We start from the raw sequence: 26262 nt of genomic DNA, 5'->3' as shown, positions 1-26262 counted from the left end.
AGACCTCATGTCCTCGGACGCTGCTCACCTGAGATCAAACCGATCCAGGTTCATCACCTTGACCCACGCCGCGATGAAGTCCTTGACGAACTGCCCCTGCGCATCCGGGCTGGCATAGACTTCGGCCAAGGCCCGTAGCTGAGCATTGGAGCCGAAGACCAGGTCGACACGGGTGCCGGTCCATTTGACCTGGCCGCTCTTGCGGTCTCGGGCCTCGAAGGTTTCCTGGGTGTCGGAAAGGGCTTTCCACTCCACGCCCATGTCGAGCAGGTTGACGAAAAAGTCGTTGGTCAACGTCCCGGGCCGTTGGGTAAAGACACCGTGCGCCGTGTGGCCGACGTTGGTGTCCAGCACCCGCAGACCGCCGATCAATGCCGTCATTTGCGGGGCGCTGAGGGTCAGCAGTTGGGCCTTGTCGATCAGCAACGCCTCGGCAGACACGCGGTACCGGCCCTTGAGGTAGTTGCGAAAGCCATCGGCGATGGGTTCGAGAAAACCGAACGACTCGACGTCCGTCTGCTCCTGATTCGCGTCCATGCGTCCCGGCGCGAACGGTACCGTCACGCTGAGCCCGGCATTTTTCGCGGCTTGTTCAATACCGGCGCTGCCGGCCAGCACGATCAGGTCTGCCAGGGAGATTTTCTTGCCGCCGGATTGGGCGGCGTTGAACTCATTCCGGACCCCTTCGAGGGTCGCCAGCACCTTGGCCAGTTGTTCGGGCTGGTTGGCCGGCCAATCTTTCTGCGGGGCCAGGCGCAGGCGGCCACCGTTGGCGCCGCCGCGTTTGTCGGAGCCACGGAAGGTGGAAGCCGCGGCCCATGCCGTAGACACAAGCTGTGAAACCGACAGACCCGAGGCCAGTAGCTTGCCTTTGAGGGTGGCGATGTCGCTGTCGTTGACCAGCGGATGGTCGACCGCCGGGATAGGGTCCTGCCACAGCAGTTCTTCGCTGGGCAGTTCCGGGCCGAGGTAGCGTGAGAGCGGGCCCATGTCGCGGTGGATCAGCTTGAACCAGGCGCGGGCAAAGGCGTCGGACAACTGGTCGGGGTTGGCCAGGAAGCGCCGGGAGATTTTTTCGTAGATCGGGTCGAAGCGCAGCGCCAGGTCGGTGGTCAGCATCGTGGGGTTACGCCGTTTGGACGGGTCGTGGGCATCGGGGATGATGCCTGCGCCGGCACCGTTTTTCGGCGTCCATTGGTGTGCGCCTGCCGGGCTCTTGGTCAGTTCCCACTCGAAGCCGAACAGGTTCTCCAGGTAGTTATTGCTCCAGCGGGTGGGCGTGGTGGTCCAGGTGACTTCCAGGCCGCTGGTGATGGTGTCGGCGCCTTTACCGGTGCCGAAGGTGCTTTTCCAGCCCAGGCCTTGCAGTTCCAGGCCAGCAGCCTCGGGCTCGGCGCCGACGTTGTCCGCAGGCCCGGCGCCGTGGGTCTTGCCGAAGGCGTGGCCGCCGGCAATCAATGCCACGGTTTCTTCATCGTTCATGGCCATGCGGGCGAAGGTTTCGCGGATGTCCACCCCGGCGGCGACCGGGTCTGGTTGGCCCTCGGGGCCTTCCGGGTTGACGTAGATCAGCCCCATCTGCACGGCGGCCAGCGGGTTCTCCAGGTTGCGTCCCTCGTCGGTGCGGCTTTCTTCGTTGCCTGGCTCGGCCACCAATTGGCCTTCGCCGGGGTCTTGCATGGCGGCTTTGTCGGGCTTGGCGTAGCGAACATCGCCCCCCAGCCATGTGTTTTCGCAACCCCAGTAGACGTCTTCATCCGGCTCCCAGACATCGGCGCGGCCTCCGGAAAAACCGAAGGTCTTGAAGCCCATGGACTCCAGCGCGACGTTGCCGGTGAGGACGATCAGGTCGGCCCAGGAGATATTGCGACCATACTTTTGCTTGATCGGCCACAGCAGCCGACGCGCCTTGTCGAGGCTGACGTTGTCTGGCCAGCTGTTGAGCGGTGCAAATCGCTGCTGGCCGGAACCGGCCCCACCGCGCCCGTCACCAGTGCGGTAGGTGCCTGCACTGTGCCAGGCCATGCGAATAAAGAGCGGCCCATAGTGGCCGAAATCCGCCGGCCACCAGTCTTGCGAGTCGGTCATCAGTGCATTCAGGTCTTGTTTCAGGGACTGGAAGTCCAGGCGCTTGAACGCTTCGGCATAGTTGAAATCCTCGCCCATGGGATCGGACAGCGAGGAGTGTTGATGCAGGATCTTCAGATTCAGCTGGTTCGGCCACCAGTCGCGGTTCGTCGTGCCACCGCCAGCGGCGTGATTGAACGGACATTTCGATTCGTTTGCCATGAGAAGCTACCTTTGGTCGTATTCATCCAGCTATCCAGCCCAGTCGGGCTCCGAATAGCGACAGGCGAAATAAATGACGCAGGGCGCAGGGCTTACCGTTCGCTCAAGTGATCGTGTGCGGCCACACGGTAACGCGCGAGACGAGTTACCCGTGCGGTGGCCCACGGCAAGCCCAATACGTTTCTGAACGCTTCGTATCTCTTTGTCAGGTTTCACGGGCCAGATTGCACCAGCCTGAATTCAGGCTAGTCTCCCGTTGCCAGATAGCTAATAGGCGCAGTGTTAACGGTCGATAGGGATAATCTTTTATCGGGGCCCGGCGCAGAGACAGATGATATGAACAGCGCCTGCCGTGACGGACCCAATAATGAACAAATGCCCGCGCAGCACGGCCTTCCACGAAGCGGGTCATGCCCTGGCCTTTTGGTGGAACGGTCAACCGATAAAACGCATCACCGTGCGTACCAAGGCTGAAGCCCGCGCGGGGCCTCTGTTCGACCTGCGCGGTAACCCGCAATACGCAGAAGGGTTGGTCGAAGCTGACTACCTTGTCTCGCACCCGGCCTTCGACGCCCCGGGGATCGCTGAATACCTGCCCTCGATGGTCGATGCCATTGAGCGGGACCTGCTCCATTGCTTCGCGGGGCCAGTGGCCGAAGCGATCTACCGGCACCGCCGGTCCGACCAGTTGATCAGGGGCAGCGGCCGCGGTGACCTGGACCGCGGGCACGAATTGATCAGCCTGTTACCACCGCGCAAGCTGATTGATGCCCAATCCCTGGCCATCGCCCGTTGCAGTTGCCTGGTGCACCGTTACTGGCCAGCTGTCAGCGCCGTGGCGGCCTTTGTGCAAACGCACGGTACGGTTGAGGGGAATGCCGTCACGGCGCTGCTGTGCGAGATGACCGGGGAGCAGCCGATGTTGCTTGGTCATCAAGTGGCAAGCCTCGACCTGTGATCAAGGCTTGCCACTGGCCTTATCCGACTCGGCTCAAAGCCATTACTTGCTAGCGCTTCACCGTTTCCTCAAGAGAGAAGCGCCCCAGTGGGTTTTGTTGGAAGTGCTCGATGTTCTTGCGAGAAATATTGATGTACGGGCTGTAGTAGAGATCGATCCAGTTGACGTCCTGCTTGGCGATCGCCTGGAGGTCGGTGTACATCTGCTTGCGCTTGGTCGGGTCCGCTTCTACCCGTGCGGCCGCGACCAGATCCTTGACCTTGTCGTTCTTGTAGCGGGTCATGTAGTTCATGTTGGTGTCGTGTCCCAGCACGAAGGTGGTCTTTTGGTCCGGGTCGAGGATGTCGTTGGTCCAGTACATCACGGACAGATCGTAATCGCCGTCGATCAGCATCTGCCAGCTCTGGGTCGGATCGACTTTCTGCAAGGTGGCTGTCACGCCAACTGCGGCGAGCTGTTGCTGGACCAGCACGGCGATCTGTTCGTCAGCTTCATTGCCTGCATTGACCACATAGTTGAGCTTCAGGCCTGACGCGCCTGCATCCGCCAGCATTTTCTTGGCTTTTTCCGGGTCATACGGGCGTTGCAGGTTATCGGCATTGTGATAAAGCGCGCCTTTAGGAATGTAGGAATACGCCACCTGACCATGGCCGAACGTCACGGTATCGACCAGCGATTTTTTGTTGATCGCAAGGTCCAGCGCCTGACGTACTTCAGGCTTGCCCAGCAGTCCGTGCTCATGGTTGATCAGCAGATGATCCTCACGGGTGGAGGGGTCCATGTGTACGACCAGGTTGGGATCTTTCTTCAGGGTTTCGACGCGCGAGAAGGGCACGAAGATCGCCGAATCCAGTTCGCCGGCCTGTACCTTCAACATCCGCGTATTGTCATCCGGGATGGAGATCCATTCCACGCCATCCAGGCTGACCGTGTCGGCCTGCCAGAAGTGGGGGTTCTTCTCCAGCACCACGCGATCACCGCGTAGCCACTCCTTGACGATAAAGGCGCCAGAGGCGACGGGGTCCTGGGCATAGGCATCCTCACCCATTTTTTCCATGGCCTTTTGCGACAGGATGGAGACGTTGGGCAACGCCAGCTGCGCGAGGAAGGGCACTGAAGGGCTTGTGAGTGTTACCACCAGTGTCTGCGGGTCGGGTGCTTGGGCCTTGTCGATAATCTTGTAGGAGTCGCTCCACAGCGACCCTTTGTTGTCGCGAATGCGCAACAGACTGAACGCTGCATCGCTGGCGGTAATCGGTGAACCGTCGGAGAACTTGGCCGAGCGCAGTTTGAAGGTATAGGTCAGGCCATCGTCGGAAACCTGCCAGCTTTCGGCCAGCCCCGGTACCAGCTTGGTGCCGGTGTTGTCGACGCGCACCAATACGTCGTAAACATTGGAGAACACCCAGTTGTCGCGGTTCTGAGCGCTTTTGATCGGGTCGAACGTCGTACTTTCTTCACGGCAACCGATGGTCAGCACGCCTGCTGCCTGGGCGACACCTGCCGCCAGTGTGCAAACGGTCAACGTCGCGGCGGTCAGCAACTTCAAATGTTTCGATCGCATGGTCAAACTCCCTATTGATGAATGTTTTTTAGAGCAATGGCTCTCCGAGCACACAGCTATAACGATGTCCATTGATGTCACGGATGGGGGGCGGCGCTTTCGCGCAGATGGGTTGTGCATGCCGGCAGCGCGGGTGAAAAGCGCAGCCGGATGGAAGATTCAGGGGGCTGGGCGGCTCGCCAGGCAGGGGGGCGCCCAGCAATGGTCGAGTCGGGTCGATGTGTGGAATGGACTCGATCAGCGCGACGGTATAGGGATGCCGCGGGCTGCTGAACACGGCCTCCGTGGGGCCTTGCTCGACGATCTCGCCGAGGTACATCACGGCGACCCGATCACATAGCCGTCGAACGATCGCCAGGTCGTGGGCAATGAACAGAATCGCCAGGTTCATGCGCTGGCGCAGTTCCAGCAGCAGGTTGATGATCTGTCCCTGGATGGAAACGTCCAGCGCGGCCACGCATTCATCGGCAATGATCAACCGTGGCTCGATGGCCAGTGCCCGAGCGATCCCCACGCGTTGGCATTGACCGCCACTCAACGAGCCCGGCTTGCGGTTGGCCAGCTGCGGCCGCAGGCCGACCAGGGTCAGCAACTCATCGACCCGATGGCGAATCAGCGATGCTGGGGTCGCACATCGCACGCGCAGCACTTCAGCCAGGGTATCGCCAATGCTCATTCGCGGATTGAGGGCGGTATAAGGATCCTGGAAAATCATCGCGGTTTCGTGGCGCAGTCGCTCGATGTCGATCCGCTTGCCTTGCGCCATATCCACGCCATCGAACAGGATTTGTCCGGCGCTGACCTCATTGAGGCGCAAGATGGCCCGACCCAGGGTGCTCTTGCCACTGCCCGACTCACCCACCAGCCCAAGCACCTCCCCGGTGGCCAGGCTCAGCGACACACCGTTGACGGCTTTGACCCATTGCCTGTTGATCCCGAACGGACCACTGCCAGGGGCGGCGAAGCGCACCTGTAGATCCTTCACGTGCAACAGGGTCATGACGAAGCTCCCACAGGCAGCGGGTAATGGCAGGCCACCCGGTGTGCCTGTGCCGTGACTTGCATCTGTGGCAACAGCTGCGTGCACTGGCTGCCCTGCTGAAGGCAGCGTGGATTGAAGCGGCAACCGGTGGGCAGCGCATCCAGCAGAGGAGGCTGGCCGGCGATGGTTTTGAGCATGGCATGGCCGGCGCTGGTAGCCGGTTGGCAGTCGATCAGGGCCGCCGTATAGGGATGTCGTGGGTGAGCCAGCAGATCTAGCTTGTTGCCGTGCTCGCAGAGCCGACCGGCGTACATTACCGCGATGGAATCACAGGTCTGGGCGACGACCCCCAGGTCGTGGGTGATCATGATGATTGACAGCCCACGTTGATCGCGCAAATCCAGGAGCAGGCGCAGGATCTGTGCCTGTACGGTGACATCCAGGGCAGTGGTCGGCTCATCGGCGATCAGCACCTGGGGGTTGCAACCCAATGCCACGGCAATCATGGCGCGTTGACGCATGCCACCGGAAAACTCATGGGGGTAACTGTCGACCCGCCTTAGCGGATCGGGAATGCCCACCTGGCGTAACACATCAATGGCCTTGGCCCGTGCTTCACGTTTGGACGCCCCCTGATGCAGGCGTATGCCCTCGCCGATCTGTTCGCCGATACGCATCAGCGGGTCAAGATGACTGCCAGGATTCTGAAAAATCATCCCCAGCCGCCGACCCCGTATGCGCCGCATGTCGGCTTCATCCAGCGGCAGCAGGTCCTCACCGGCAAGGCGCACGGCCTTGCCCTGGACCCGTAGGTTCGAAGAGGGTAGCAAGCGCATCAAGGCCCGACAGGCCATCGTCTTGCCTGAGCCGCTTTCACCCACCAGACCGAGGATTTCGCCTTCGGCCAGGTCAAATGACACACGATCCACCAGCGTGACTTCGCGCTCACCGTGGCCGGCGATCACGCTGAGGTCCTCGACGTGCAACACCGGTGTGCTCATGGACGCTCTCCGAGGTGCTCGGCGACACCGTCGGCCAACAGACTGAAGCCCATGGCCAGGGTGACGATCGCCAGTCCCGGGAAGGTGCAGATCCACCAGGCATTGGTGATAAAACTCTGGCCCTCGGCGACCATCGTGCCCCACTCGGCGGTGGGTGGCTGAACCCCCAGGCCGAGGTAGCTGACCGCCGCCCCATTGAGCAGTACCAGCACCGCGTCGGACATGGAAAACACGATCGAGCCGAACATGGCATTGGGCAACAGGTGCCGAAACAGAATGCGTCCATGACCAAAGCCCAGGCTTTTCGCCGCCAAGGCGAAATCGCTCTCCTTGAGTACCAGAATCTGCGAGCGGATCAGCCGTGCATAGGACACCCAACCCACCAGGGCCATCGCAATATAAAAGCTGCTCAGGCCGGGGCCGAGGATGGCCATGATTGCCAACATCAGCACCAGGAAAGGGAAGGCCAGAATAATATCGATCAGGCGCATGCAGATCGTGTCGAACCGGCCACCGATATAGCCGGCCAAGGCGCCGACGCAAGTGCCGATCAAGAACGGGAAAATCACCCCGATCACGGAAATCTGCAAGTCGATGCGCGCGCCCCAGATCACTCGGGAAAGAACGTCGCGGCCGAAATTGTCCGTACCGAACGGATGGGCCAGGCTCGGCCCCAGCAGGCGGATATCGGTGTTCTGGGCAATCGGATCGAAGGGTGCGACCCAGGGTGCGAAGAGTGCGAGCAACAGCCAGCCAAACAGAATCGCCAGGCCCAGCACGGTGGTCAGGCGAGCGTTGCGCAAGCCCAAACGCAGCGCCAGGCGCCAGGCGGGACTGAGGGTCTGGCCGCTCATCGCATGTTCACCCGCGGGTCGATCATCACGGTCAGCACATCGGCGAGGAAATTGACCGTGACGGTGGCGAGGGCCAGCACCATGGCCACGCCTTGGACCACCATGTAGTCGCGGGTAAAGATACCGCGTACCAGCAATTGGCCGATGCCGGGAATGGCAAACAGACTTTCGATGACCACCGTGCCGCTGATCAACCAGCCGATGTTCACCGCCAGCAGGTTGACCGCCGGCACCAGGGAGTTGGGCAGCACATGCCGCCGAAATATCGCCCGCTCGGACAAGCCCCGGGCCCGTGCAGCGGTGGCATGATCGGCGTGTAGCTCCATGAGCATGTTGGCGCGCAGATTGCGCACCAGAACGGCGCAGAGGGCCAAGGCAATGGTCAGGCACGGCAAAACCATGTGATGCAGTTTGTCCCAGGCTGTACGTCCATAGCCTGAGACCGGAAATAGCCCCAACTGCACACTGAACAGCAGGATCAACATGATGCCCAGCCAAAACGCCGGCATGCCGAGCCCTGCGGTGGTGAACAGGCGAATCAGGTGATCCTGCCAGCCGCCCTTGTTGCGCGCCGCCACCGTTGCCAGCGGCACGGCAATCAGCAGCGCCAGCAGTACGCTGCCGAGCACCAGGAACAGGGTTGGCTCAATGCGGGTACTGATCAGCTTCAAGGCATCGACTTTGTAGAGCAGCGATTGGCCGAGATCGCCTTTGAGCAGGTTCTTGAGAAAGTAGAAGTACTGCATCCACAACGGCTGGTCGAGACCGTACTGGGCACGAATCCGGATCAGCGCCTCCGGTGTGCTGCGCGAGCCCAGCAGCGCCCGGGCGGGGTCCCCGGGGATTGAGCGCACGAGCACAAAGGTGATCATGCTGATGCCAAACAGCACCGGCAATAGCTGTAGCGGGCGCGACAGTATGAAACGGTAGCGCGCCAGGTTCATGGGCTAGTTCCGATGGCGGCGCAGAAAATCCAGCAGGACTGGGAAGTAGGCGTGGGGCTCTTCGTAGAACGGCATGTGGCTGCTGTTGGGGAACACATTCAGTTGTACATCCTTGAGCGCCATTTTCATGCGCATAGCACAGGCGGGCGTCAGTTCATCATGTTGACCGGTGGTGATCAGCACAGGCATTTCGAAGCCGGCCATCTGCTCGATGCGATTCCAGTCCTTGAGATTACCGGTATAGAGAAATTCGTTGGGGCCCTGCATGGTCATGTAGGGCCCCATGTTCCAGTCACCCAGGGAACGTGTCACCGGTGCTGGCCACTCGTCCAGACGGCAGACATGGCGATAGTTGAGCAGGGTGATGGCCGCCTGGTATTGCGGATGATCCAGGGTGCCCAAGGCTTCATGGCGCTGCATCATCGCGACGGTCTCACTGCCCAGGGCAGCCCGCAGACGCTCGAGCTCCAGGGACAGGTGGGGGATATCGCCGGCGGTATTTTCCAGAATCAGGGTTTTCAGCGCTTGGGGGTGATGAATGGCGTACTCGATCGCCAGCCAGCCACCCCAGGAGTGCCCTAGCAGGTGCACTTTGCCCAGGTCGAGGGCTTGGCGGACGGTCTCGACCTCCGCCACATAGCGGGTGATGTCCCACAGGGATTCGTCAGTAGGCCTGGCCGAGGCACCGGTACCCAATTGATCGAAGGCGATGACCCGCAAGCCCTTTTCCTTGAGCCAGCCATGGCTGTCACGCAGATAATCGCAAGGCAATCCCGGGCCGCCATTGAGGCACAACAGCACCTCGTCGCCGTCGCCAAAGCCATAGGCCACCAGGTGATGACCATCGACTTCCACGTCGTACCGCTGGTCTGGCTCGATCTCACGCCACATCATTGCTCTCCTGCTCGGGTGCCGCTCGTTGGCTAAACCTTACCGAGGAAACTACGCGCCCATAAGCTAGCAATTCTTATAGGTTTGATCTGGCATTCCCTCGCCCAGGCATGGCATTCTACTTGCACGATTTCAGGATTGAAATTAATAAGGGAGCTGAATGGATGCAGGCCAAGCTGTCTGACTTCAATACTCGTCTTTTATCTGGCAGGAGCCTGGACGAACAGATGGATAACGCCTTGGGGATGGTCCAGGCGTTAGGCTTTGAAGCGTTGGTGTACGACTACAGTCCGGTGCCGCTGGATCATGAAGGGGCGCTGATCACCCCGGCTGTGCTGAAGTTGCGCAATACCCCCCGTGATTGGCACTCGCTCTGGTGTGAAGAAGGTTATTACCAGATCGACCCTGTCCAGCATCTGGCAATCAATACCATTTCCCCTTTTGTCTGGTCCTATCGACCGGAGGCCGACACGGTGCTGCAGTCGTTCATCGGCCAGTGTCATGCACCGGTCGTGAGCTATCTGCAGGATTCGCGCATGACCTGTGGCGTGACGGTGCCGATGCATTTGCCCAAAGGCGGCTTTGCGACATTGACCGGGCTGCGCGCCGATACGAAGGGGAGCTCCCTGCCGGATATCCGGCAAACGCTGGGCGACTTCAGCTTGATTTCCCATGCCCTGCAAGAGGCGGCTTTTCCGCTGCTCGGCAAGGAAGCCCGCGCATGCCCGGTTCGCCTGACCAAACGCGAGCGTGAGTGCTTGAGATTAGCCGCTGAAGGGTTGACGGCGGGGGACATCGCCAGGCAACTGAATCGTTCCTTGGCCACCATCACCCTCCACCTGACGTCTGCAATGCACAAGCTTGGCGCCAAAAATCGGGTCCAGGCCGTGGTCAGGGCGGTGCATTATCGGTTGCTCGATAGCTGAAATCGGGCAAAAACCTATCTGTTTCTCTAGTTATTCCGCCGGCCAGTCCCCGGTATCGTGTGCCGCAGGATTTCTAGAGAGCGGAACGAAATGGATCTTCCCCTAACACACGAAGGCTTTGCGCCTTTTGGTTCGTATCAGACCTGGTATCGCATCACTGGCGATTTCAGTAGTGGCCGTACGCCGCTGCTGGTCCTGCACGGCGGCCCGGGCTGCACACACGATTATGTCGATGCCTTCAAGGATATTGCCAACAGTGGCTATCCGGTGATTCATTACGACCAACTGGGCAATGGGCGTTCCACCCATCTTCCGGAAAAAGACCCCTCGTTCTGGAACGTGGCGCTCTTTCTTGATGAGTTGGCGAACCTGCTGGATCATCTGGGCATTGGCGACAACTATGCACTGTTGGGGCAATCCTGGGGCGGCATGTTGGCCAGCGAGCATGCGGTGCTCCAGCCCGCGGGCTTGCGCGCGTTGATTATCGCCAACTCCCCGGCGGACATGTCCACCTGGCTCCTTGAAGTCAATCGCTTGCGCCAGCTTCTACCCATTGAGGTGCAGCAAACACTGCTCAAGCACGAGCGGGCGGGGACCTTGACGTCTACCGAGTATTTTGAGGCCGCTCGGGTTTTCTACGACCGTCATGTCTGTCGTGTCACGCCCTGGCCCGATGACGTCGCCCGTACCTTTGCCCAGATCGATGCTGATCCTACTGTTTATCACGCCATGAATGGCCCCACCGAATTCCATGTGATCGGCAGCATGAAGGACTGGTCCATCACCGATCGCTTGCCTCGGATCAAGGTGCCGACACTGCTGATTTCAGGCCGATACGATGAAGCGACGCCGTTGGTGGTCAAACCCTATGTGGATCATGTTCCCGACATTCGCTGGGCGTTGTTCGAACACTCCAGCCATATGCCCCATATCGAGGAGCGGATGGCTTGTATGGGAACGGTGGTGAGTTTCCTGGATGGGTGTTTGTAGGCGTCTGCGCAATCTGAATCGTCGTTTTTGTTGTGTTTTTCGACGCGTCTTGTGAGACGCGTCTCTTTTTTACGTAGAAAGTTTCCGCTCTCTTGAACCGAAAACGATATGCAGGGTCTGGTGTGCGCGCATTGCTATGCACACCTGCTCGCAAGCCTGCTGTCATTTCTGTATCGAGGGATTGAACATGTCCGTATTTGCCTTAGGGACGAGGCTAGTCGTTGCTTCGCTGTGTTTTCTGGCGATGAGCAGTGCCGTCGCCGCACCAACCCCCGGTGACACGGACCTGATCCGTGAACGTCAGGATCGCCTGCTCCAAGAGCAGCGCCGACGCCTTGAAGAGCTCAAGGACCTGCCCGGCAAGGAAGCGAAGCCGACCCAGCCGACGGCACCTGTCGATACCCGTTGCTTCCCGATCAAGACCATCGAGCTCAAGGGCGCCGATGCTTTGTCCGATGTGGCGCGCGAACGCCTGCTCAAGCCTTACATCGGCCAATGCCTGGGCGTGCCGCAGCTCAACGAGCTGCTCAAAGTCATTACTGACCATTATCTCGACAAAGGCCTGGTCACCAGTCGCGCCTACTTGCCCCAACAGGACCTGTCCAGCGGCCACCTGCAAGTGCTGGTCGTCGAGGGCCGCCTGGAAGGCTTGAAAGGTGCCGAGAACAGCAAGCTGTCGGATCGCGAGTTGACGATGGCGTTTCCCGGCAAGACCGGCGATCTGCTCAACCTGCGTGAGATCGAGCAGATGGTCGATCAACTGAACCGTTTGCCGTCCAACCGTGCACAAATGGAACTGACGCCGGGACAGAACATCGGCGGCAGTGAAGTGCGGGTCAATAACACCCCGCAAAAACCTTGGCGCGCCGGCCTGTCACGGCATAACGACGGCCAAAAAAGCACTGGCGAGCAGCAATGGGGCGCCTCCCTGGACTGGGACAGTCCCCTGGGCCTGGCTGACCAACTGGCCTTGCGCGGCGGCCACGATGCCGTCAGCGATCACCAGAAAACCTCGCGCAACGGCATGCTCTATTACAACCTGCCGTTTGGCTGGTGGAACCTGAGCTACACCTACAGCCAAAGCGAGTACCGCGCCGTGGGCCAGGCCAACGGCTTCAATTTCAAGCAGAGCGGCGACAGCCAGAACCATCAGGTGCGCCTGGAGCGTGTGGTCCATCGCGACGCGGTGAGCAAGACCTCCCTCAATACTGGCCTGGCGTACTTGCGTACCAACAACTTCATCGAAGACAGCAAACTCGCCGAGAGCAGCAATCGCATCAGCGAGGCGCAGTTCGGCATCAACCATGGACGGCGAGTGGGCAATGCCTTCGTCAACCTCGACCTGGGCATGCAAGAGGGCATCGGCGCCCTCGATGCCCAGGGCGATGACGACCCTGGCCCCGGGCTGCCGGATGCGCGCTATCGCAAATACACCGCCACCCTCAGCTACCTGCAACCCTTTGAACTGGGCGGCGAGTCCTTCAGTTTCAGCAGCCTGATGACCGGCCAGCGCAGCGAGGATGCGTTGTTCAGCCCGCAGCGCATGAGCCTGGGCGGCCTGTCGTCGATTCGTGGCTACAAGGACCAGACATTGTCCGGCGACAGCGGCGGCTACTGGCGCAACGACTTGCGTTGGAGCCGTCCGGTGGCCGTGGAATGGCTGCGCCCGGTGTTCGCCGAGTACGGCACCAGCCTCGGTTACGACCAGGGCGTGATTAGCGGTAATCGCTACAACGGTGACCAGCACGGGCGCATGTCGAGCAACTCGCTGGAGTTGTTCGCCCGCGGTGAGCACCTGAGCGCCAGCGTCACCTTCGCCCACTCCCTGGAACGTCCGGATGCCCTGACCGAGCGCGAAGCGCCGATCTACTTCCGCGTGGATGTATCCATCTAATTTCTGCTGCAACGAGACCTGATCATGGACGACCGCCAACACGCCTTCCTGGCCCGCCAGCCCTCTGCTGCCCTGCAAACCCGCGACGCCTTCTGGGGCATGCCCAAGCGTGGCCTGGCGTTCCTGTTGGCCAACGTCATGTTCTGGCAGCCGATGTGGGCCCAGGCGGGCGGCATCGTGGTCAGCGCGCCGGGCACCAGCCTCGGCCAGGCCGGCAACGGCGTGCCGGTGGTCAACATCGCCAAGCCCAACGGCAGCGGCCTGTCTCACAACCAGTTCAAGGACTACAACGTCGGCATCAACGGCGTGATCCTCAACAACGCCACCAACCCCGCCCAGTCCACGCAACTGGGTGGGATCATCCTCGGCAACCCGAACCTCAAGGGCACGGCCGCGAAAGTCATCCTCAACGAAGTCAACGGCGGCAACCCCAGCCAATTGCGCGGCTACACCGAAGTGGCGGGGCAGTCGGCCCACGTCATCGTTGCCAACCCCTATGGCATCACCTGCAATGGCTGCGGGTTTATCAATACCCCGAAGGCGACCCTGACCACGGGCAAGCCGATCATCGAAAACGGCCAGGTGGGTCGTTATCAGGTGGACCAGGGCAGCGTCGCGATTGAAGGCGCGGGCCTGAACGCGAACAACGTCGACCGCTTCGAAATCATCACTCGCAGCGCCAAGATCAACGCCGAGATCCAGGCGAAGAACCTGACCATCGTGGCTGGGCGCAATGACGTTAATGCCAATACCCTCAACGCCACTGCCCGGGCCGATGATGGCAGTGCGAAACCGGAGCTGGCCATCGACTCTTCGGCGTTGGGTGGTATGTACGCCGGCGCGATCAAGCTGGTGGGCACCGAGGCCGGGGTTGGTGTGAAGCTGGATGGCAAGATGGTTGCCAGTGGGGGGGATATTCAGCTGGATGCCAATGGTCATTTGAGCATGGCGCAGACGGCTGCTGCCGGCGCCATCGTCATCGACGCCAAAAGCCTGGAAACCCGTGGTCAGGTTTACGCCGGTAGCCGCCTGGACGTGAAGACCCAGGGCGACCTGATCAGCCAGAACAACCTGGTAGCGCGCGACAACGTTCATCTGGACAGCGGTGGCACACTGAGCAACAACGGCATTATCGAAGCCGGGGTCAACGCCGATAACAGCCGCAATACCACGGGTGATGTCACCCTCACCGCCAAGCAGTTGAACAACGCCGGCAAAACCGTCATCGCCAGTCGCGACCTGAATGTCACGACCACCGCAGCGCTGAACAACCAGGGCGGCACGCTCAGTGGGCAGGGCAAGACCACCGTCACCGGCAACGTTGTGGATAACCGCAATAAAGGCCGGATCCTGGGTAACACCGAACTGCACCTGAGCGCCGATCAAGTCCTCAACAGCCAGGGCGGCCTGATCAATAGCCAGGGCCTGCTGACGGCCGACCTGGGCCATTTGGAAAACAATGCAGGTGAACTGTCGAGCCTGAACAGCGCGACCCTGGTCCTCGGCAGCCTGGACAACCTGACCGGCCTGGTCATGGCCGGCAAAAATCTCGACATCACTAACACCGGCGCGATCAATAACCGGGGCGGCGAGCTATCCAGCCAAGGCGTCATGACCGTGCACACCGCCAGCCTGGACAACAGCAACAAAGGCACCGTCGCCGCCAATGGCAAGTTGCTGGTCAGCGCCACCGGCGCGGTCAACAACGCCGAAAAAGGCCTGCTCGCCAGCCGTGCTGCCGAGGTCGAGTTCGATGCTGCCAGTCTGAATAACGCCAAGGGCACGCTGCAAGGCGAGGGCCTGGTCACCGTGGATGTATCCGGCGACATCGATAACCAGGGCGGCAGCATCATCGCCAAGGACGCCAAGCTGAGTGTCTTCGCCACCAACCTGGACAACCGTGGCGGCGTGCTGTCCAGCGTCAAGGCGGCGCTGGAGGCACGCACCACCGGTGTGCTGAAAAACGGCCATGACGTGAACCGCCAGGGCGGCACGATCCAGGCTCAAGGACTCAACATCCGAGCCTTGGCTGGGCTGTTCAACGACGGCGGACGCATCGCTGCACAAGCCGGCGATGTCGTGGTCACCAACGCGGCGGCGGATATCAACAATCGCAACGGCGGGATATACGCCACGGGCAAGGTCTGGGTCACTGGCCGGGGCATGGACAACAGCGGCGGCGGGCAGGTCAGCGCCAGTGGTATCGACTTTGACCTTTCGGGTGCGCTGAACAACAACGCCGGCATCATCGAAAGCCAGGACAGCCTGGACATTCTGGCCGCCAGCTTGAGCAACCAGAAAGGCCAACTGCGCACCCTGGGCCAGAACAGCACCACGGTGTTCAACATCGGTGACCTGTTCGATAACAACGACGGCACCCTGGAAACCGCCAGCCAAAATGTCGGCCTGGACACCGGCAGCATTCAGAACGTGGGTGGCAAGCTGTTGCACACTGGCCTGGGAGTGTTCGGCATCAGCCAGGCCAACCTGGGGCAGGCCGGCGGACAGCTGGTGACCTACGGCAACCTGACGGTGACGGCTGATCGCTGGACCAACAGCACGGCGATCCAGGCCGGGAACCTGGTCGTGGATGTCGACCAGTTGACCCAGACCGCCACCGGCCAGTTGCTCAGTACCGACAGCATGGTGGGCCGTGGCAGCAACTGGCGGGTTGACGGCCTGATCGGCAGCGATGGAGCCATCGACCTGCAATTGACCGGTGCCTATGCAGGCAACGGTCGCTTGAGCAGTCTCGGCACCTTGGGCCTCAAGGCCGCGCTGATCAGTCTGGAGCAAAACGGCAGTATCGCTGGCGGTGGCAACACAACCGTCGTGGTCGATGGCGTCCTCAACAGCTACGGTCGGCTGACCTCGGCGGCGGACCTGAGCGTCACGGCCGCCACGCTCAACAACTACGGCACGTTGGGCAGTGCCGGCGCGCTCGGTGTCACAACCGGCGACCTGCTCAACGAACACGGATTGATCTTCAGCGGCGGCAATACCAGCCTGCGCGTCAATAGCCTGACCAACCGCTATGCCGATATCTACAGCCTGGGTGATCTGAGCATCGATCGCGACGGCCTCGGCACCCGTGCCAGCCGCATCCTCAACAGCTCCGGCACGCTGCAAAGCGGCGGCAACATGCGCCTGGCGGCCAGCACCATCGACAACGTCCGTGAGGTCTTGGCCACCAACGATGCTGGCATCTACACCGCCTCAATCAGGGAAGTGGCTTGTATCGAAGGGGTCAACGCCGGTGATTGCAGCGGTGGCAAGGAAAACCACGTCTGGCAGATCGTCCAGCGCGACAAGTTCGAAGTCACCGCGGCCAGCGCTGCCTCCAGCATCACCACCGGCGGCAACCTGAATATCCAGGGCGACACGCTGACCAACCGGAGCAGCAGCATCGGCGTCGGCGGTGCATTGACCGCCAACCTCGTCAGCCTGGACAACATCGGCATCGAGCCCGGCGAGATTGAAACCTCGCGCACCTTCAGGTCCCAACGCACGCGCCGCCCGGGTAGCTGGCGCACCGCCGCCAATAACTTCACCAAAAAATACTGGTTGCAGAGCCCAGGCTACAACGCCAATGACCTGAGCGGTCTTGAAGCGGCGATGAGCCGCTTCATTGGTATGACCGAGCGTGAGCTGCTGGAGTTTCGCACCCAAACCAGTACTACCGATAACCAGACCTATGCCGCGATTATCCAGGCCGGTGGTGCCGTCGACATTCCTACCCAGGGCGACCTCAACAGCGGCGTCGTGCGTGGCGGCTACAACTACGTTGGCGCCGGCCCGCGCACCGACACCCAGGCCGACAACGCCTTCTCGACCCGTATCAGCGTCAATCGGCAGCTACCCCCGAACCTGACCCAGCAACAGGTCGATCCGCTGACCTTGCCGGGTTTTGACTTGCCCACCGGGCAAAACGGCCTGTTCCGCATGAGCGGCGACGGCTCGGCCACGCCGACCCAGAGCACGGGCCTGACGCAAGTGCGTGGCCTGCCGGACCGTTCGTTCCAGGCCAACCCGCAAAAGTACCTGATCGAGACCAACCCGGCGCTGACCGACATGCGCCGGTTCATGAGCTCCGATTACCTGCTGACAAACCTGGGCTACGACCCGGACACCGCCGCCAAGCGCCTGGGCGACGGTTTCTACGAACAACGCCTGATCCAACAGGCGGTGATCGCCCGCACCGGCCAACGCTTCCTCGACGGCCAGAACTCCGACGACGGCATGTTCAAGTACCTGATGAACAACGCCATCGCCAGCAAGGACAGTCTCAACCTGTCCCTGGGCGTCAGCCTGACCGCCGAACAGGTTACGGCCCTGACCCATGACATCGTCTGGATGGAAAACCGGACGGTGAATAATCAACAGGTGCTGGTGCCGGTGCTTTATCTGGCCCAGGCCAATAATCGCCTGGCGCCGAATGGTGCGCTGATTCAGGGCTCAGACGTCAGCCTGATTGCGGGTAAGAACCTGAACAATGCGGGCACCTTGCGTGCGTCCAGCAACCTGAGGGCGACGGCGGGCGACAGCTTGGTCAACAGTGGGTTGATGGAAGCGGGTGGTCGGCTGGATGCGTTGGCGAGTAATAACCTGACTAACAGGGCGGGTGGGGTTATTGCTGGGCGGGATGTCAGTGTTGTTGCTCTGACTGGCGACGTGACTAACGAGCGTACCGTTACCACCCACGAAAGCGACAGCGGCTACCGCAGCGAACGCACCGACTTCATCGACAGCGCCGCACGTATCGAAGCCGGCAACAACCTGATCATCAGTGCAGGGCGTGACATCAACAGCGTCGGCGGCGTGCTGAAAAGTGGCGCCGACACCACCCTAAACGCCACGCGCGATGTCAATCTCATCGCCGCCGAACGCATCACCAGCGGCACTCGCGGCAGGCATCGCGACCAAGACATCAAGCAATACGGCTCCAGCCTCGACAGCGGCCGCGACCTGACCGTCAACGCTGGTCGCAACCTCACCGTTGTCGGCACTCAGATCGATGCCAAGCGCGACGTTGCCATGGCCGCCCAAGGAAACTTGACCTTCGCCTCGGCGGCGGATGAGCAGCATTCCTACGGCAAGAGCAAGAAGGTCACCCGCCAAGAGGACCACGTCAGTCAGGTGGCCTCGACGGTTAATGCGGGGCGCAACGTTGTAATGAGCGCGGGGCAGGATTTGGCGATGATCGCCAGCAAGGTCAACGCTGCAAACAAGGCCTACTTCGTGGCGGGTGGCAAGCTTGAGCTGCTGGCTGCGCAGAACAGCGACTATTCGCTGTATGACATGAAGAAGAAAGGTGGTTGGGGGAGTAAGAAGACTCAGCGGGATGAAGTGACCGATGTGAAAAACATCGGCAGTGAAATCACTACCGGGGGCGACCTGCGATTGGTCAGCGGCGGCGACCAGCTGTATCAGGTGGCGAAACTGCAGAGCGGCAAGGACATCACGCTGGACAGTAGCGGTTCCATTACCTTCGAAGGCGTGAAGGATCTACATCAGGAGAGCCACGAGAAGACTGACAACAACGCGTTCTGGGTCTCGTCCAAGGGTAAGGGCAAGACCGACGAAACCTTGCGCCAAAGCCAGTTTATTGCTGAGGGCAGTGTTGCGATCAAAGCCGTCAACGGTTTGAAGATCGATATCAACCAGGTCAATCAGCAAACCGTCAGCCAATCCATCGATGCGATGGTCAAGGCTGATCCGCAATTGGCATGGCTCAAGGACGCGGAAAAACGCGGTGATGTGGACTGGCGTCAAGTCAAAGAGATCCACGACAGCTTCAAGTACAGCAACTCCGGCTTGGGGCCGGCTTCGCAGATCATCATTGCGATTGTGATGGCAGCGGTCGTTGGACCGTTAGCGGCAGGCGCAATGGGAACCGCGACTGGAGGGATGGTTGCCGCCGGGACAATTACGGCGGAGACGGCTGCTGGTATTTCAGCCGCGGCAGGCGCCGTTGCAGCGGGAGCTGCAACTAACGCGACCGTCAGCGTTGTCAATAATCGCGGCAATCTTGGCGCCGTGTTCAAGGACGTGACTTCTTCAGATGCCATGAAGGGGTATGCCATCGCTGGCGTTACAGCAGGACTGACGGCTGCATATTTTGATGGGTGGACTGGCACTGAAACGAATACGGCAATCGACAACGTAAGCACGACGAGCTCACTGAGCACTTGGAGCGGCGTCGGTCAATTTGCCGCCAATCAAGCGTTGCAGAACGGAACCTCCATGTTGCTGAGCAAGGCGCTCGGGCAGGGTGGCAGTGCCAGCGATGCGTTGAAAAGCGCGCTGTTCAACACCTTGGCGGCAGCAAGCTTCAACGCGGTGGGCGACTACACGAAGGGTGTGTTCGCCACCGGTACGCCACAGAAAATTGTGATTCATTCAATGGTGGGCGGGCTTCTCGCCGAAGCTACTGGCGGTGATTTCAAAATCGGCGCCTTGGCAGCGGGGGCTAACGAGGCGCTAGTTGGGCATCTCTACGATCTGGTTAAAGGTGATCAAAACCTGCTGAGCATGAGCTCCCAGATGGTTGGGTTGCTTGCGGCAGCTTCGCAGGCGGATGGAGATGCCAGCAAGCTAGAGAAAGGTGCCTGGGTGGCGAGGAACGCTACGCAGTACAACCATTCGTTGCATGAAATGCAAACCGTTGCATTGGATGAGCAACGTCGACGCAACCCCGATAACAAGGCCCGCCTCAATGCAGCTGCATGTGCATTGACCCACTGCAGTAAGTCCGTTCCGTCAAGTGATAAACGCTACGATGACCTCGTGAAACTGGAAACGCTAGGGCAAGGGTTTACTGAGGAACTCGCGTTACTTAAAAGCACAGGACAGTTTGATTATGGCGTTGGAGATCGGATAGACGACACCCTCAGTGCTCATGATGAGTTAATTAACGACCTAGGGTGGACGGGGAGTGCGGCCATGGAGGCGGGAGCGGGCACGCTCTCATATATTGGTATGGTCGGCTCCGCCCCTGCCTGCGTAAGCGTTGTAGGTTGCGTGGCACCATTCGCCTTGGGATCGATGGGAACTATCGCGTTTGCAAGCGCAGCTGAATCTTTCGACCAGACCAATGCCCCTTATATCTCAGCAGAGGGTGAGCGAGTTCTCGCTTCATTTGATCCTGCTCAGTATCCCGGAGAAGCGAGCCCGACCGGGGATCTCGGCTATAAGGCTGCTCAGTCGCTGGCAGAACTGCTAGCCGCGCACGTTGGGGGTAAGGCACTATCCGGAGAACTCTCCTCTGCTTTGAAAGGTGGCGCTACTCCTAATCTGGGTGGTACAGCAGATGAGCTTCTAAGCGGGGCAAAAGAAGTAGGCGTTCCTGCGAAAGTCGATTATTCAAGTATTGAAAATCCGCCAAATGTTGGCCCCGGTAAAGAATTCACTTTGCGGCAAAAACAAGAGGCATTAGAGTTGAACAAAGCAGCCAACGAAGGTGTAGTTAAATCCGATGTCAGTGGTACTGTGTTAGTCAAGCCACAAAAAAGCCAGCGCGGTGTAACCCCAGATCCTAACGAGTGGCAGTTTGATCATATGAAGCCAAAAAATTGTGGTGGTACAAATTGCAGCTCAAATCTTCAGATTCTATCTCGACAAGAAAATAGAGCTAAATCTGACAAGTAGGTGAACTTAGATGAATAATTTTATTCGAAATATAGATGAGCTACCTTCAATTGAGCGTGTTAAATATGTGGCTCAGGGGTTGGCTCTGTTAGATGCCATAATTATGCCTGAGTGGGAATATAGATATTTCTCATTCAACTGTAATTGGGATGGGGCGGGGAAAGAAATGATGGGCTCAATGAGAGACGGTTCGGGAGGGGAGTATTTTTTGCATTTTACGAATGCAGGTGTTGCAGGGAAAGTGATATTTGGTTCACCTCTATCTGATGTGTCTGGCTGTTTGAATACTATGCCCGAGGCGTTTCAGCAATTTAAAGTTGAGCCAGCGTTCTCTACGGATAATGCAAGTCTGTTTTTTTGGCGAGGTGTCAAGCAGCCTTCGTGGTGTGCGTCGCCGGATGGGCTGAAAGAGTATCCGCTGCTAGGTTTTCTTGTGGAAGGAATTGAGGCTTATAAAACCTTAGCTAAGGACTATTACGAAAAAAATATTGATGCAGCTGTGCTTGAGGAGGTATTCGCATCGCTAAACGTGACCGCGGACCAGCTAATGATACTTAATCCTAATATAGAACTCGGTGACTTGGCCGATGATTTTCAAGAGATTTTAGGTCATGCGCTTTAATTTTTAAATTGGTAGGCCGGTGCAAAAGCGACAGCTGAAGCTCCCAAGCCGACGTAACCGGGTCGTCCGCCAAGTGAGCCAGTTGAGACTGGACGTGCGTGCCACGCGCGAGCCACAGTTCTGCGACACGTTTTTGACACATTGGCGGTACCAACGTTTCTCTGGGGCAGTTCACTGCCAGGGCGGTGCGTGCCGTATCGCTACCGCTTGATCCAAAGCGAAAAGGGACAGATTTGAATGGCACTTACTTAACGACTAACCAGCTGATACACCTATAAAAATTAAAACGTCTGGCCGAGTGCTCCCTCGAGGATGTTGTGTCAGGCTAAACCGTTTTCACCCGTAGCTTCTAGTTTCGCTAGGGCTTTTTCATACTTAGACGAGTCATTCAAGATGTTGATGAAGTTGGCGCCGAAGAAACGGCGCAACCCGCGTAATTTCTATTTGGGTATCGCTGCGGTAGTACTGATTGCCGGGATTGGACGCTATTTCGCGCTCAAAGCCGAGCAGGAGAAGATGGCCCAACAGGCGCTGCTGGTCGAGCACCTCGCCCAGCTGGACGCGACGCTGCCAAAGCAACTGGATGCAATTACCACCCTTGAGTACGTCGGTTTTACGTACGGTGACACGATCTTCTACCGCTACAGGATCGACTTAGCAGCGAGCAGCCTCTCCGAGGAACGCAAGGCCAGCATGGAGGCGAGAGTACGCCGTGATTTGGAGGAACTGGCCTGCAAGGAACCGCAGTTGCTGACGATGATGCGCAGGTTCAAGTTTCACCAGGAGCATCACTACCTGGCCCGAAACAGCACACTCTTTTCCATTGAGCTTCGCCCTGAACAGTTGAACTGCCCAAAATGATGCCGGTAAGGTGGCTGCCGTCGCTCGTTCATCGCTTCAACCATTCCCTAGACCGCAAGCGTCCAGCCAATCCGTCTTGCGAAAAGGGGATTTATGTCTTTTTCTAGATAAAAACGTGTCTTGGAGGGCCATTGATGCGACACGATGTTGTTTTACGCTTTGTAGTGATGACTTTATTCTGCTTCACGCTGACCGGGTGCATTCATTACGAACATAAAAGCGCAGAAGGAAAACCCTAGGACGAGGTCGCGACAATTCGGCAGTTCGACAAGCATCTGTCGATAGACGAGATCGATGACGATACGTCGCTATATTGGCTAGCCCGCCAAACCGAGTATCGACTCGGCGCAGGAAGGCATAAACTTTCCGTTAAGTACGCTATTGGAACTGGATACTCACGTCCAATTGAAATGACCGTGGATTTGGTCGGTGGCCGTACCTATGGGCTTTATGGCATTTCTTCGATGAAATGGTGGTATTACGAAGTTCGTGATGTCGAGACAGGTCTTTCGGCGAAAGTTATAGAGCCGGCCGTCACAACGACGCCTTCTGGATCAGCCGGGCAGGCGGTCCAATAGTTTTATCGTGGAAAGGGCGTTTGCTCTCTGTCGGTTGGCGATGAATAGCGAGGGTTGCTTCGCAGCCCAGCGGGAGCAAGCTCCCTCGCCACAGAAGCCGGATTGTTGATCGCTCGCCCATGGCGCAGTTTTATTTTGCTATCCCCTTCTTTTGTGGTTACAGCGGACACCACGGGTCTCCCCCATTCGCGCTTTCCAGGATCTTCGGAAAATTTCGTCCAAATCCCCAGCCTGAGGCCACGGCGGTCATGGTGGTTTTGCAGGCGGGGTTCTTTTCCGAGACGATCACGTTCATATAGAACTGGCTGCCGTAGATCGTTGGTGCCCATAGCACCATGTCGCTTCTGTCGGCATTGCTGTCGACTTTCAATTGGATGGTATTGACGAGTCTCCCACCCGTCGTGAGCTCGGTCACTTGTGGGTGAAAGCAGTGGTTCAGGTAGCCTTGCACCCGCTCTTCGACCACCGCCCGCTCTTGCGTCAGGCAGTACTCGGGGCTGGTTACGCCAGTGTTCAGCAGCTCGTCCTTGGTATACGGATGCAGTGAGCAGCCGCTCAATAGCAGAAAAACGATCCCTGTAAATTTCTTGTACAAAACTCATGCTCCATCTGAAAAAGGCAATATTTTCCATCTATTTAAGAGGTGGATGGCCGTGTGGCTGGATAGGTGACTGGCCCAAGGGCCGTCAGCTTGTCTATCGTGAAGGTGCTCATCAACACTTTGATGAGTACACCGATGGTGGCGTTCAGCGCGGCGATGCAGAGGGCAAACATCACCTCAGTGATCATCCATCAGTGGCCATGGAGCGACTTCCAGGACATGAACTCCGATGGTCGTAACCCGTAGCGCGCGAGCACCCCTTCGTGCAGGCGACGGAGTTCTTCGATGATCAGTGCTTGCACTTGCGGCTGCTCTCTTTCTGAAACATATTCCGCTACCGAGCGTTGAATACATGACAACGGGTCAAGTTCTGGGTGAGTGATGATTTCCCGAATGGTCTTCTTGATGAGGTCTCGCCATGCCAGGCGTAAAGGGTCCGGCTCCGCAAGGTCTTGCTTGATTGCCAGATATTCCTGTGTCGAGCGTTCGTAGGCCCAGATATACAGGTCGCGAAGCAGCTCTACACGGGTCATTTCGTACACACCCAATGTGGCTCGGCTGTAGGCCTGCTCCGGTACATCCAGAAAGGTCAGCGGACAAAGATTGGCACGGAACAAGGGGAGATTCGCTGCCAGTCGGGATGTGCGTTTATTGATGTCGGCAAAGGGCTGCAAGTAGGGCAGGTGCACCATCATGAAGAAAGACTGCTCGAACGGATCAGCGATCTGATTGGCTTTGCCAAGCAGGACGTCCAGTGCATCTTCAATTTGCTGTGGCGTTGAGAGCGGGCGATAGGTGCTTTTCCCGATGTCGACGGCGTGCTGGCGAATTCGGCCCTCGTCTGCTGGGTTGGGCAGTAGGTTTTCGGCCAAGGCGCTATGCAGGTTCATTAATGTGTAACGGTTGAACTCGGCACTCTCGATGTTCTCGACCAAAAGCTCGATAGCTGTCTTATGGTTCAAGATCATCTGCGTTTCTATAGCGGCCTTGCCCTGTGCTGCCTTACCTTGCTCGATGAGTTGTCGTGTGTCGAGCCGTGAGTAGGTGTTCCCTTCCAGATGGCTTGATGCCCACGACAGATCAATCAACAAGCGATTCAGGACCGCCCGGCTGTAAGTGCCTGCTGGCTCCGTCGCATCAGCGGTTTTGCCCATCCTGTGCAATTGGCGCCGCAACGACTCAGGTAAGTACCCTGTCTCGTTAGGACGATAGGCGTCCAGAAAGTCACGTTGGTAGCCCACCGGCTTGCGCGCTTCTGTGGGCTGGTTGATATAGGCGAGTATGTCCCGGCTGTCTGCAGATAATGGAATGAAGGCAGGGAAGGCATCGGTGTCAGTATTCAGGGCGTGGGTTTCGGCCTGGTGTTCTATTGCGAAATAACGTCGTGCCCTGCCTTCTCCCTGTGCAGTGATTTGGCTGCTTTCGACCAGGTTTGCAAGGATGCGCTGCGCCGTTCGCCGGGCGATTTCCGGGTGCTTGGTCAAAAGCTCTGAGAGGCTCGCCCCGCTCCTGGATGCCAGGATACTGTTCAGTATGTCGGTGGTCGAAGGCATGGTTATGTTGGCGCTGTTAGAGAAGATTTGGCGCGATTATGGCGCAGTTCTCAGAACTGCGCCATTTTTGGATTAAAGATGTGGCGCAGTTCTTGACGAACTGCGCCACAGCTCATCGCAGCAGATGGATGTAGTTGCTCCCGACGGTCGGGGCTACGTTATGGCCACAGATAAACCCAATGCTGCTCCGTTTAAATGGGTGGCATTGGGTTATCGACCAACCTAGCAGATTGACTCCCCCAGCGTTTTCATTTATTCAACCGCCTGCACCCGCAATCGCCTGCCAATCACATCCATCACATCACACCCGTCGCGCAACGCGATCGTCAGCATTTTGCAAAAGTCGGAAAGCACCAGCGTGTCGGAACTGATCTCCGAGCGGAACGCGATGTTTTCCAGCAGTTGGGTCACGGTGCGGATGCGGTAGTCAGCGGTTTCGAAGAGGACATCAAGCGGGGCTTGGGTGTCGATCAGCAGGGTAGCGGGGATGCAGTCGACGCCGGTGATGGGCATGTATCGGTTCATCGGTAGGACCTCATTCAGTTGAAAGGAGCTACCTCGTTGCCGGGTCGCCAAACCCGAGTCGCCATTGGGGCGACGAGGAACTATAGGCCGCCCCGATCAAGCGCTACAAGACACCGCTTTCCGAGCTTCATGTAGGAGCTTTGGCCTTTCAGTGGCGGTATTTCCCTACATCGCTTTGTGGCTATCAACAAGCTCGAAACCAGCCGTCCATTCGGCACATCATCATGGCTAGAGAGGTGATCGTGGCGAGGGAGCTTGCTCCCGCTCGGTTGCGCAGCGACCGTAAAATCGTGGGGCCGCTACGCAGTCCAGCGGGAGCAAACTCCCTCGCCATAGGGTGAAAGCGATTGCCGCTGCGGGACCTGACACTCGGCGCTGATCCAGGGGAATCGCGGATCACGTCGGCCGTGGTGCCTGTGTTGGAGCAACTGCCGCTGCAAACACTGTGGTTGCCCAACTGCGCCGGGATCGATGCAGACGGTTGGGATCGCTTGGCCAGGTTGCCAGCCCACGTGACAGGTCCCGGAATCTGACGCGCTGATAGGAATAGGCAATGCCCCAAGGCAAACCGGCATAGGTGGG

Annotated in this window: 17 protein-coding genes and 2 pseudogenes; 8 read left to right on the top strand and 11 right to left on the bottom strand. The window is 58.8% G+C overall.

Going from position 1 to position 26262, the window contains the following annotated elements; all coding sequences use genetic code 11:
- Positions 1–24: 24 nt before the first annotated feature.
- Positions 25–2289 carry a catalase/peroxidase HPI gene (katG, locus tag AACY42_RS22355; protein ID WP_339482361.1) on the bottom strand — a complete coding sequence of 755 codons (2265 nt, stop codon included), beginning with the start codon at positions 2287–2289 and terminating at the stop codon, positions 25–27.
- Between the two features lie 367 nt (positions 2290–2656).
- Between katG and AACY42_RS22350 the strand changes: the two genes are divergently transcribed.
- A complete protein-coding gene (locus AACY42_RS22350; RefSeq protein WP_339482360.1) occupies positions 2657–3247 on the top strand; it encodes a hypothetical protein in 591 nt (196 codons plus the stop codon).
- A 49-nt stretch (positions 3248–3296) separates the two neighbouring features.
- On the opposite strand, the gene AACY42_RS22345 is transcribed toward AACY42_RS22350, so the two are convergent.
- Genes AACY42_RS22345 through AACY42_RS22320 form a run of 6 tightly spaced genes read right to left on the bottom strand, consistent with a single transcriptional unit; the run spans position 3297 to position 9483 of the window.
- Positions 3297–4811, bottom strand: a complete 1515-nt coding sequence (locus AACY42_RS22345) for an ABC transporter substrate-binding protein (RefSeq protein ID WP_339482358.1) — start codon at positions 4809–4811, stop codon at positions 3297–3299.
- A 28-nt stretch (positions 4812–4839) separates the two neighbouring features.
- The gene (locus AACY42_RS22340) at positions 4840–5811 is read right to left on the bottom strand and encodes an ABC transporter ATP-binding protein (protein WP_339482356.1); all 972 of its coding nucleotides are present in this window, start codon (positions 5809–5811) and stop codon (positions 4840–4842) included.
- A complete protein-coding gene (locus tag AACY42_RS22335) occupies positions 5808–6794 on the bottom strand; it encodes an ABC transporter ATP-binding protein (protein WP_339482355.1) in 987 nt (328 codons plus the stop codon). Before AACY42_RS22335 ends, AACY42_RS22340 begins: the two co-directional genes overlap by 4 nt.
- Entirely contained in the window at positions 6791–7648 is an 858-nt protein-coding gene (locus tag AACY42_RS22330) for an ABC transporter permease (RefSeq protein WP_339482354.1), read from the bottom strand. The genes AACY42_RS22335 and AACY42_RS22330 overlap by 4 nt, the downstream gene beginning before the upstream one ends.
- Entirely contained in the window at positions 7645–8592 is a 948-nt protein-coding gene (locus AACY42_RS22325; protein ID WP_339482353.1) for an ABC transporter permease, read from the bottom strand. Before AACY42_RS22325 ends, AACY42_RS22330 begins: the two co-directional genes overlap by 4 nt.
- Before the next feature lie 3 nt (positions 8593–8595).
- Positions 8596–9483 (bottom strand): proline iminopeptidase-family hydrolase, encoded by an 888-nt coding sequence (locus AACY42_RS22320; RefSeq protein ID WP_339482351.1) that lies wholly within the window; start codon positions 9481–9483, stop codon positions 8596–8598.
- 164 nt (positions 9484–9647) lie between these two features.
- Here AACY42_RS22320 and AACY42_RS22315 point away from each other — a divergent pair, with 164 nt between their 5' ends.
- The 6 genes from AACY42_RS22315 (at position 9648) to AACY42_RS22290 (ending at position 22423) form a co-directional block, all read left to right on the top strand.
- Positions 9648–10409 (top strand): LuxR family transcriptional regulator, encoded by a 762-nt coding sequence (locus tag AACY42_RS22315; RefSeq protein ID WP_339482350.1) that lies wholly within the window; start codon positions 9648–9650, stop codon positions 10407–10409.
- A gap of 90 nt (positions 10410–10499) precedes the next feature.
- Positions 10500–11399 (top strand): proline iminopeptidase-family hydrolase, encoded by a 900-nt coding sequence (locus AACY42_RS22310; protein ID WP_339482348.1) that lies wholly within the window; start codon positions 10500–10502, stop codon positions 11397–11399.
- 187 nt (positions 11400–11586) lie between these two features.
- On the top strand, positions 11587–13293 hold the full coding sequence (locus AACY42_RS22305; RefSeq protein ID WP_339482347.1) for a ShlB/FhaC/HecB family hemolysin secretion/activation protein: 1707 nt from the start codon (positions 11587–11589) through the stop codon (positions 13291–13293).
- A gap of 24 nt (positions 13294–13317) precedes the next feature.
- On the top strand, positions 13318–20940 hold the full coding sequence (locus tag AACY42_RS22300) for a two-partner secretion domain-containing protein (protein WP_339482346.1): 7623 nt from the start codon (positions 13318–13320) through the stop codon (positions 20938–20940).
- 10 nt (positions 20941–20950) lie between these two features.
- Positions 20951–21562 (top strand): hypothetical protein, encoded by a 612-nt coding sequence (locus AACY42_RS22295; RefSeq protein WP_339482345.1) that lies wholly within the window; start codon positions 20951–20953, stop codon positions 21560–21562.
- 393 nt (positions 21563–21955) lie between these two features.
- Positions 21956–22423 carry a hypothetical protein gene (locus AACY42_RS22290; RefSeq protein ID WP_186650495.1) on the top strand — a complete coding sequence of 156 codons (468 nt, stop codon included), beginning with the start codon at positions 21956–21958 and terminating at the stop codon, positions 22421–22423.
- 735 nt (positions 22424–23158) lie between these two features.
- Here the strand turns inward: AACY42_RS22290 and AACY42_RS22285 are convergent.
- The 4 genes and pseudogenes from AACY42_RS22285 to AACY42_RS22270 all read right to left on the bottom strand — a co-directional run bounded on the left by AACY42_RS22285 (position 23159) and on the right by AACY42_RS22270 (position 25680).
- Complete coding sequence (locus tag AACY42_RS22285; RefSeq protein WP_250965876.1) at positions 23159–23596, bottom strand: hypothetical protein; 438 nt, start codon at positions 23594–23596, stop codon at positions 23159–23161.
- A gap of 74 nt (positions 23597–23670) precedes the next feature.
- A pseudogene (locus AACY42_RS22280) lies at positions 23671–23790 on the bottom strand (DMT family transporter); the annotation flags it as partial.
- 3 nt (positions 23791–23793) lie between these two features.
- Positions 23794–25155: a Fic family protein gene (locus tag AACY42_RS22275; protein WP_339482342.1), complete on the bottom strand. Its 1362-nt coding sequence runs from the start codon at positions 25153–25155 to the stop codon at positions 23794–23796.
- A gap of 252 nt (positions 25156–25407) precedes the next feature.
- On the bottom strand, positions 25408–25680 hold the full coding sequence (locus AACY42_RS22270; RefSeq protein WP_339482341.1) for a hypothetical protein: 273 nt from the start codon (positions 25678–25680) through the stop codon (positions 25408–25410).
- Positions 25681–26027: 347 nt separating this feature from the next.
- Here AACY42_RS22270 and AACY42_RS22265 point away from each other — a divergent pair.
- Positions 26028–26213: pseudogene (locus tag AACY42_RS22265) on the top strand (leucine-rich repeat domain-containing protein); the annotation flags it as partial.
- Positions 26214–26262: the final 49 nt, after the last annotated feature.

Origin of the sequence: Pseudomonas sp. RL_5y_Pfl2_73, from assembly GCF_963970515.1 — a bacterium.
GTDB lineage: Bacteria > Pseudomonadota > Gammaproteobacteria > Pseudomonadales > Pseudomonadaceae > Aquipseudomonas.
This window is presented reverse-complemented; position numbering and strand designations above follow the sequence as displayed.

What these genes read in the sequence shown, in the direction of transcription:
- AACY42_RS22275 (WP_339482342.1), bottom strand. Translation starts at nt 25,155, where the DNA reads ATGCCTTCGACCACCGACATACTGAACAGTATCCTGGCATCCAGGAGC.
- katG (WP_339482361.1), bottom strand. Translation starts at nt 2,289, where the DNA reads ATGGCAAACGAATCGAAATGTCCGTTCAATCACGCCGCTGGCGGTGGC.
- AACY42_RS22310 (WP_339482348.1), top strand. Translation starts at nt 10,500, where the DNA reads ATGGATCTTCCCCTAACACACGAAGGCTTTGCGCCTTTTGGTTCGTAT.
- AACY42_RS22270 (WP_339482341.1), bottom strand. Translation starts at nt 25,680, where the DNA reads ATGAACCGATACATGCCCATCACCGGCGTCGACTGCATCCCCGCTACC.
- AACY42_RS22295 (WP_339482345.1), top strand. Translation starts at nt 20,951, where the DNA reads ATGAATAATTTTATTCGAAATATAGATGAGCTACCTTCAATTGAGCGT.
- AACY42_RS22290 (WP_186650495.1), top strand. Translation starts at nt 21,956, where the DNA reads ATGTTGATGAAGTTGGCGCCGAAGAAACGGCGCAACCCGCGTAATTTC.
- AACY42_RS22305 (WP_339482347.1), top strand. Translation starts at nt 11,587, where the DNA reads ATGTCCGTATTTGCCTTAGGGACGAGGCTAGTCGTTGCTTCGCTGTGT.
- AACY42_RS22320 (WP_339482351.1), bottom strand. Translation starts at nt 9,483, where the DNA reads ATGTGGCGTGAGATCGAGCCAGACCAGCGGTACGACGTGGAAGTCGAT.
- AACY42_RS22350 (WP_339482360.1), top strand. Translation starts at nt 2,657, where the DNA reads ATGAACAAATGCCCGCGCAGCACGGCCTTCCACGAAGCGGGTCATGCC.
- AACY42_RS22315 (WP_339482350.1), top strand. Translation starts at nt 9,648, where the DNA reads ATGCAGGCCAAGCTGTCTGACTTCAATACTCGTCTTTTATCTGGCAGG.
- AACY42_RS22300 (WP_339482346.1), top strand. Translation starts at nt 13,318, where the DNA reads ATGGACGACCGCCAACACGCCTTCCTGGCCCGCCAGCCCTCTGCTGCC.
- AACY42_RS22330 (WP_339482354.1), bottom strand. Translation starts at nt 7,648, where the DNA reads ATGAGCGGCCAGACCCTCAGTCCCGCCTGGCGCCTGGCGCTGCGTTTG.
- AACY42_RS22345 (WP_339482358.1), bottom strand. Translation starts at nt 4,811, where the DNA reads ATGCGATCGAAACATTTGAAGTTGCTGACCGCCGCGACGTTGACCGTT.
- AACY42_RS22340 (WP_339482356.1), bottom strand. Translation starts at nt 5,811, where the DNA reads ATGACCCTGTTGCACGTGAAGGATCTACAGGTGCGCTTCGCCGCCCCT.
- AACY42_RS22325 (WP_339482353.1), bottom strand. Translation starts at nt 8,592, where the DNA reads ATGAACCTGGCGCGCTACCGTTTCATACTGTCGCGCCCGCTACAGCTA.
- AACY42_RS22335 (WP_339482355.1), bottom strand. Translation starts at nt 6,794, where the DNA reads ATGAGCACACCGGTGTTGCACGTCGAGGACCTCAGCGTGATCGCCGGC.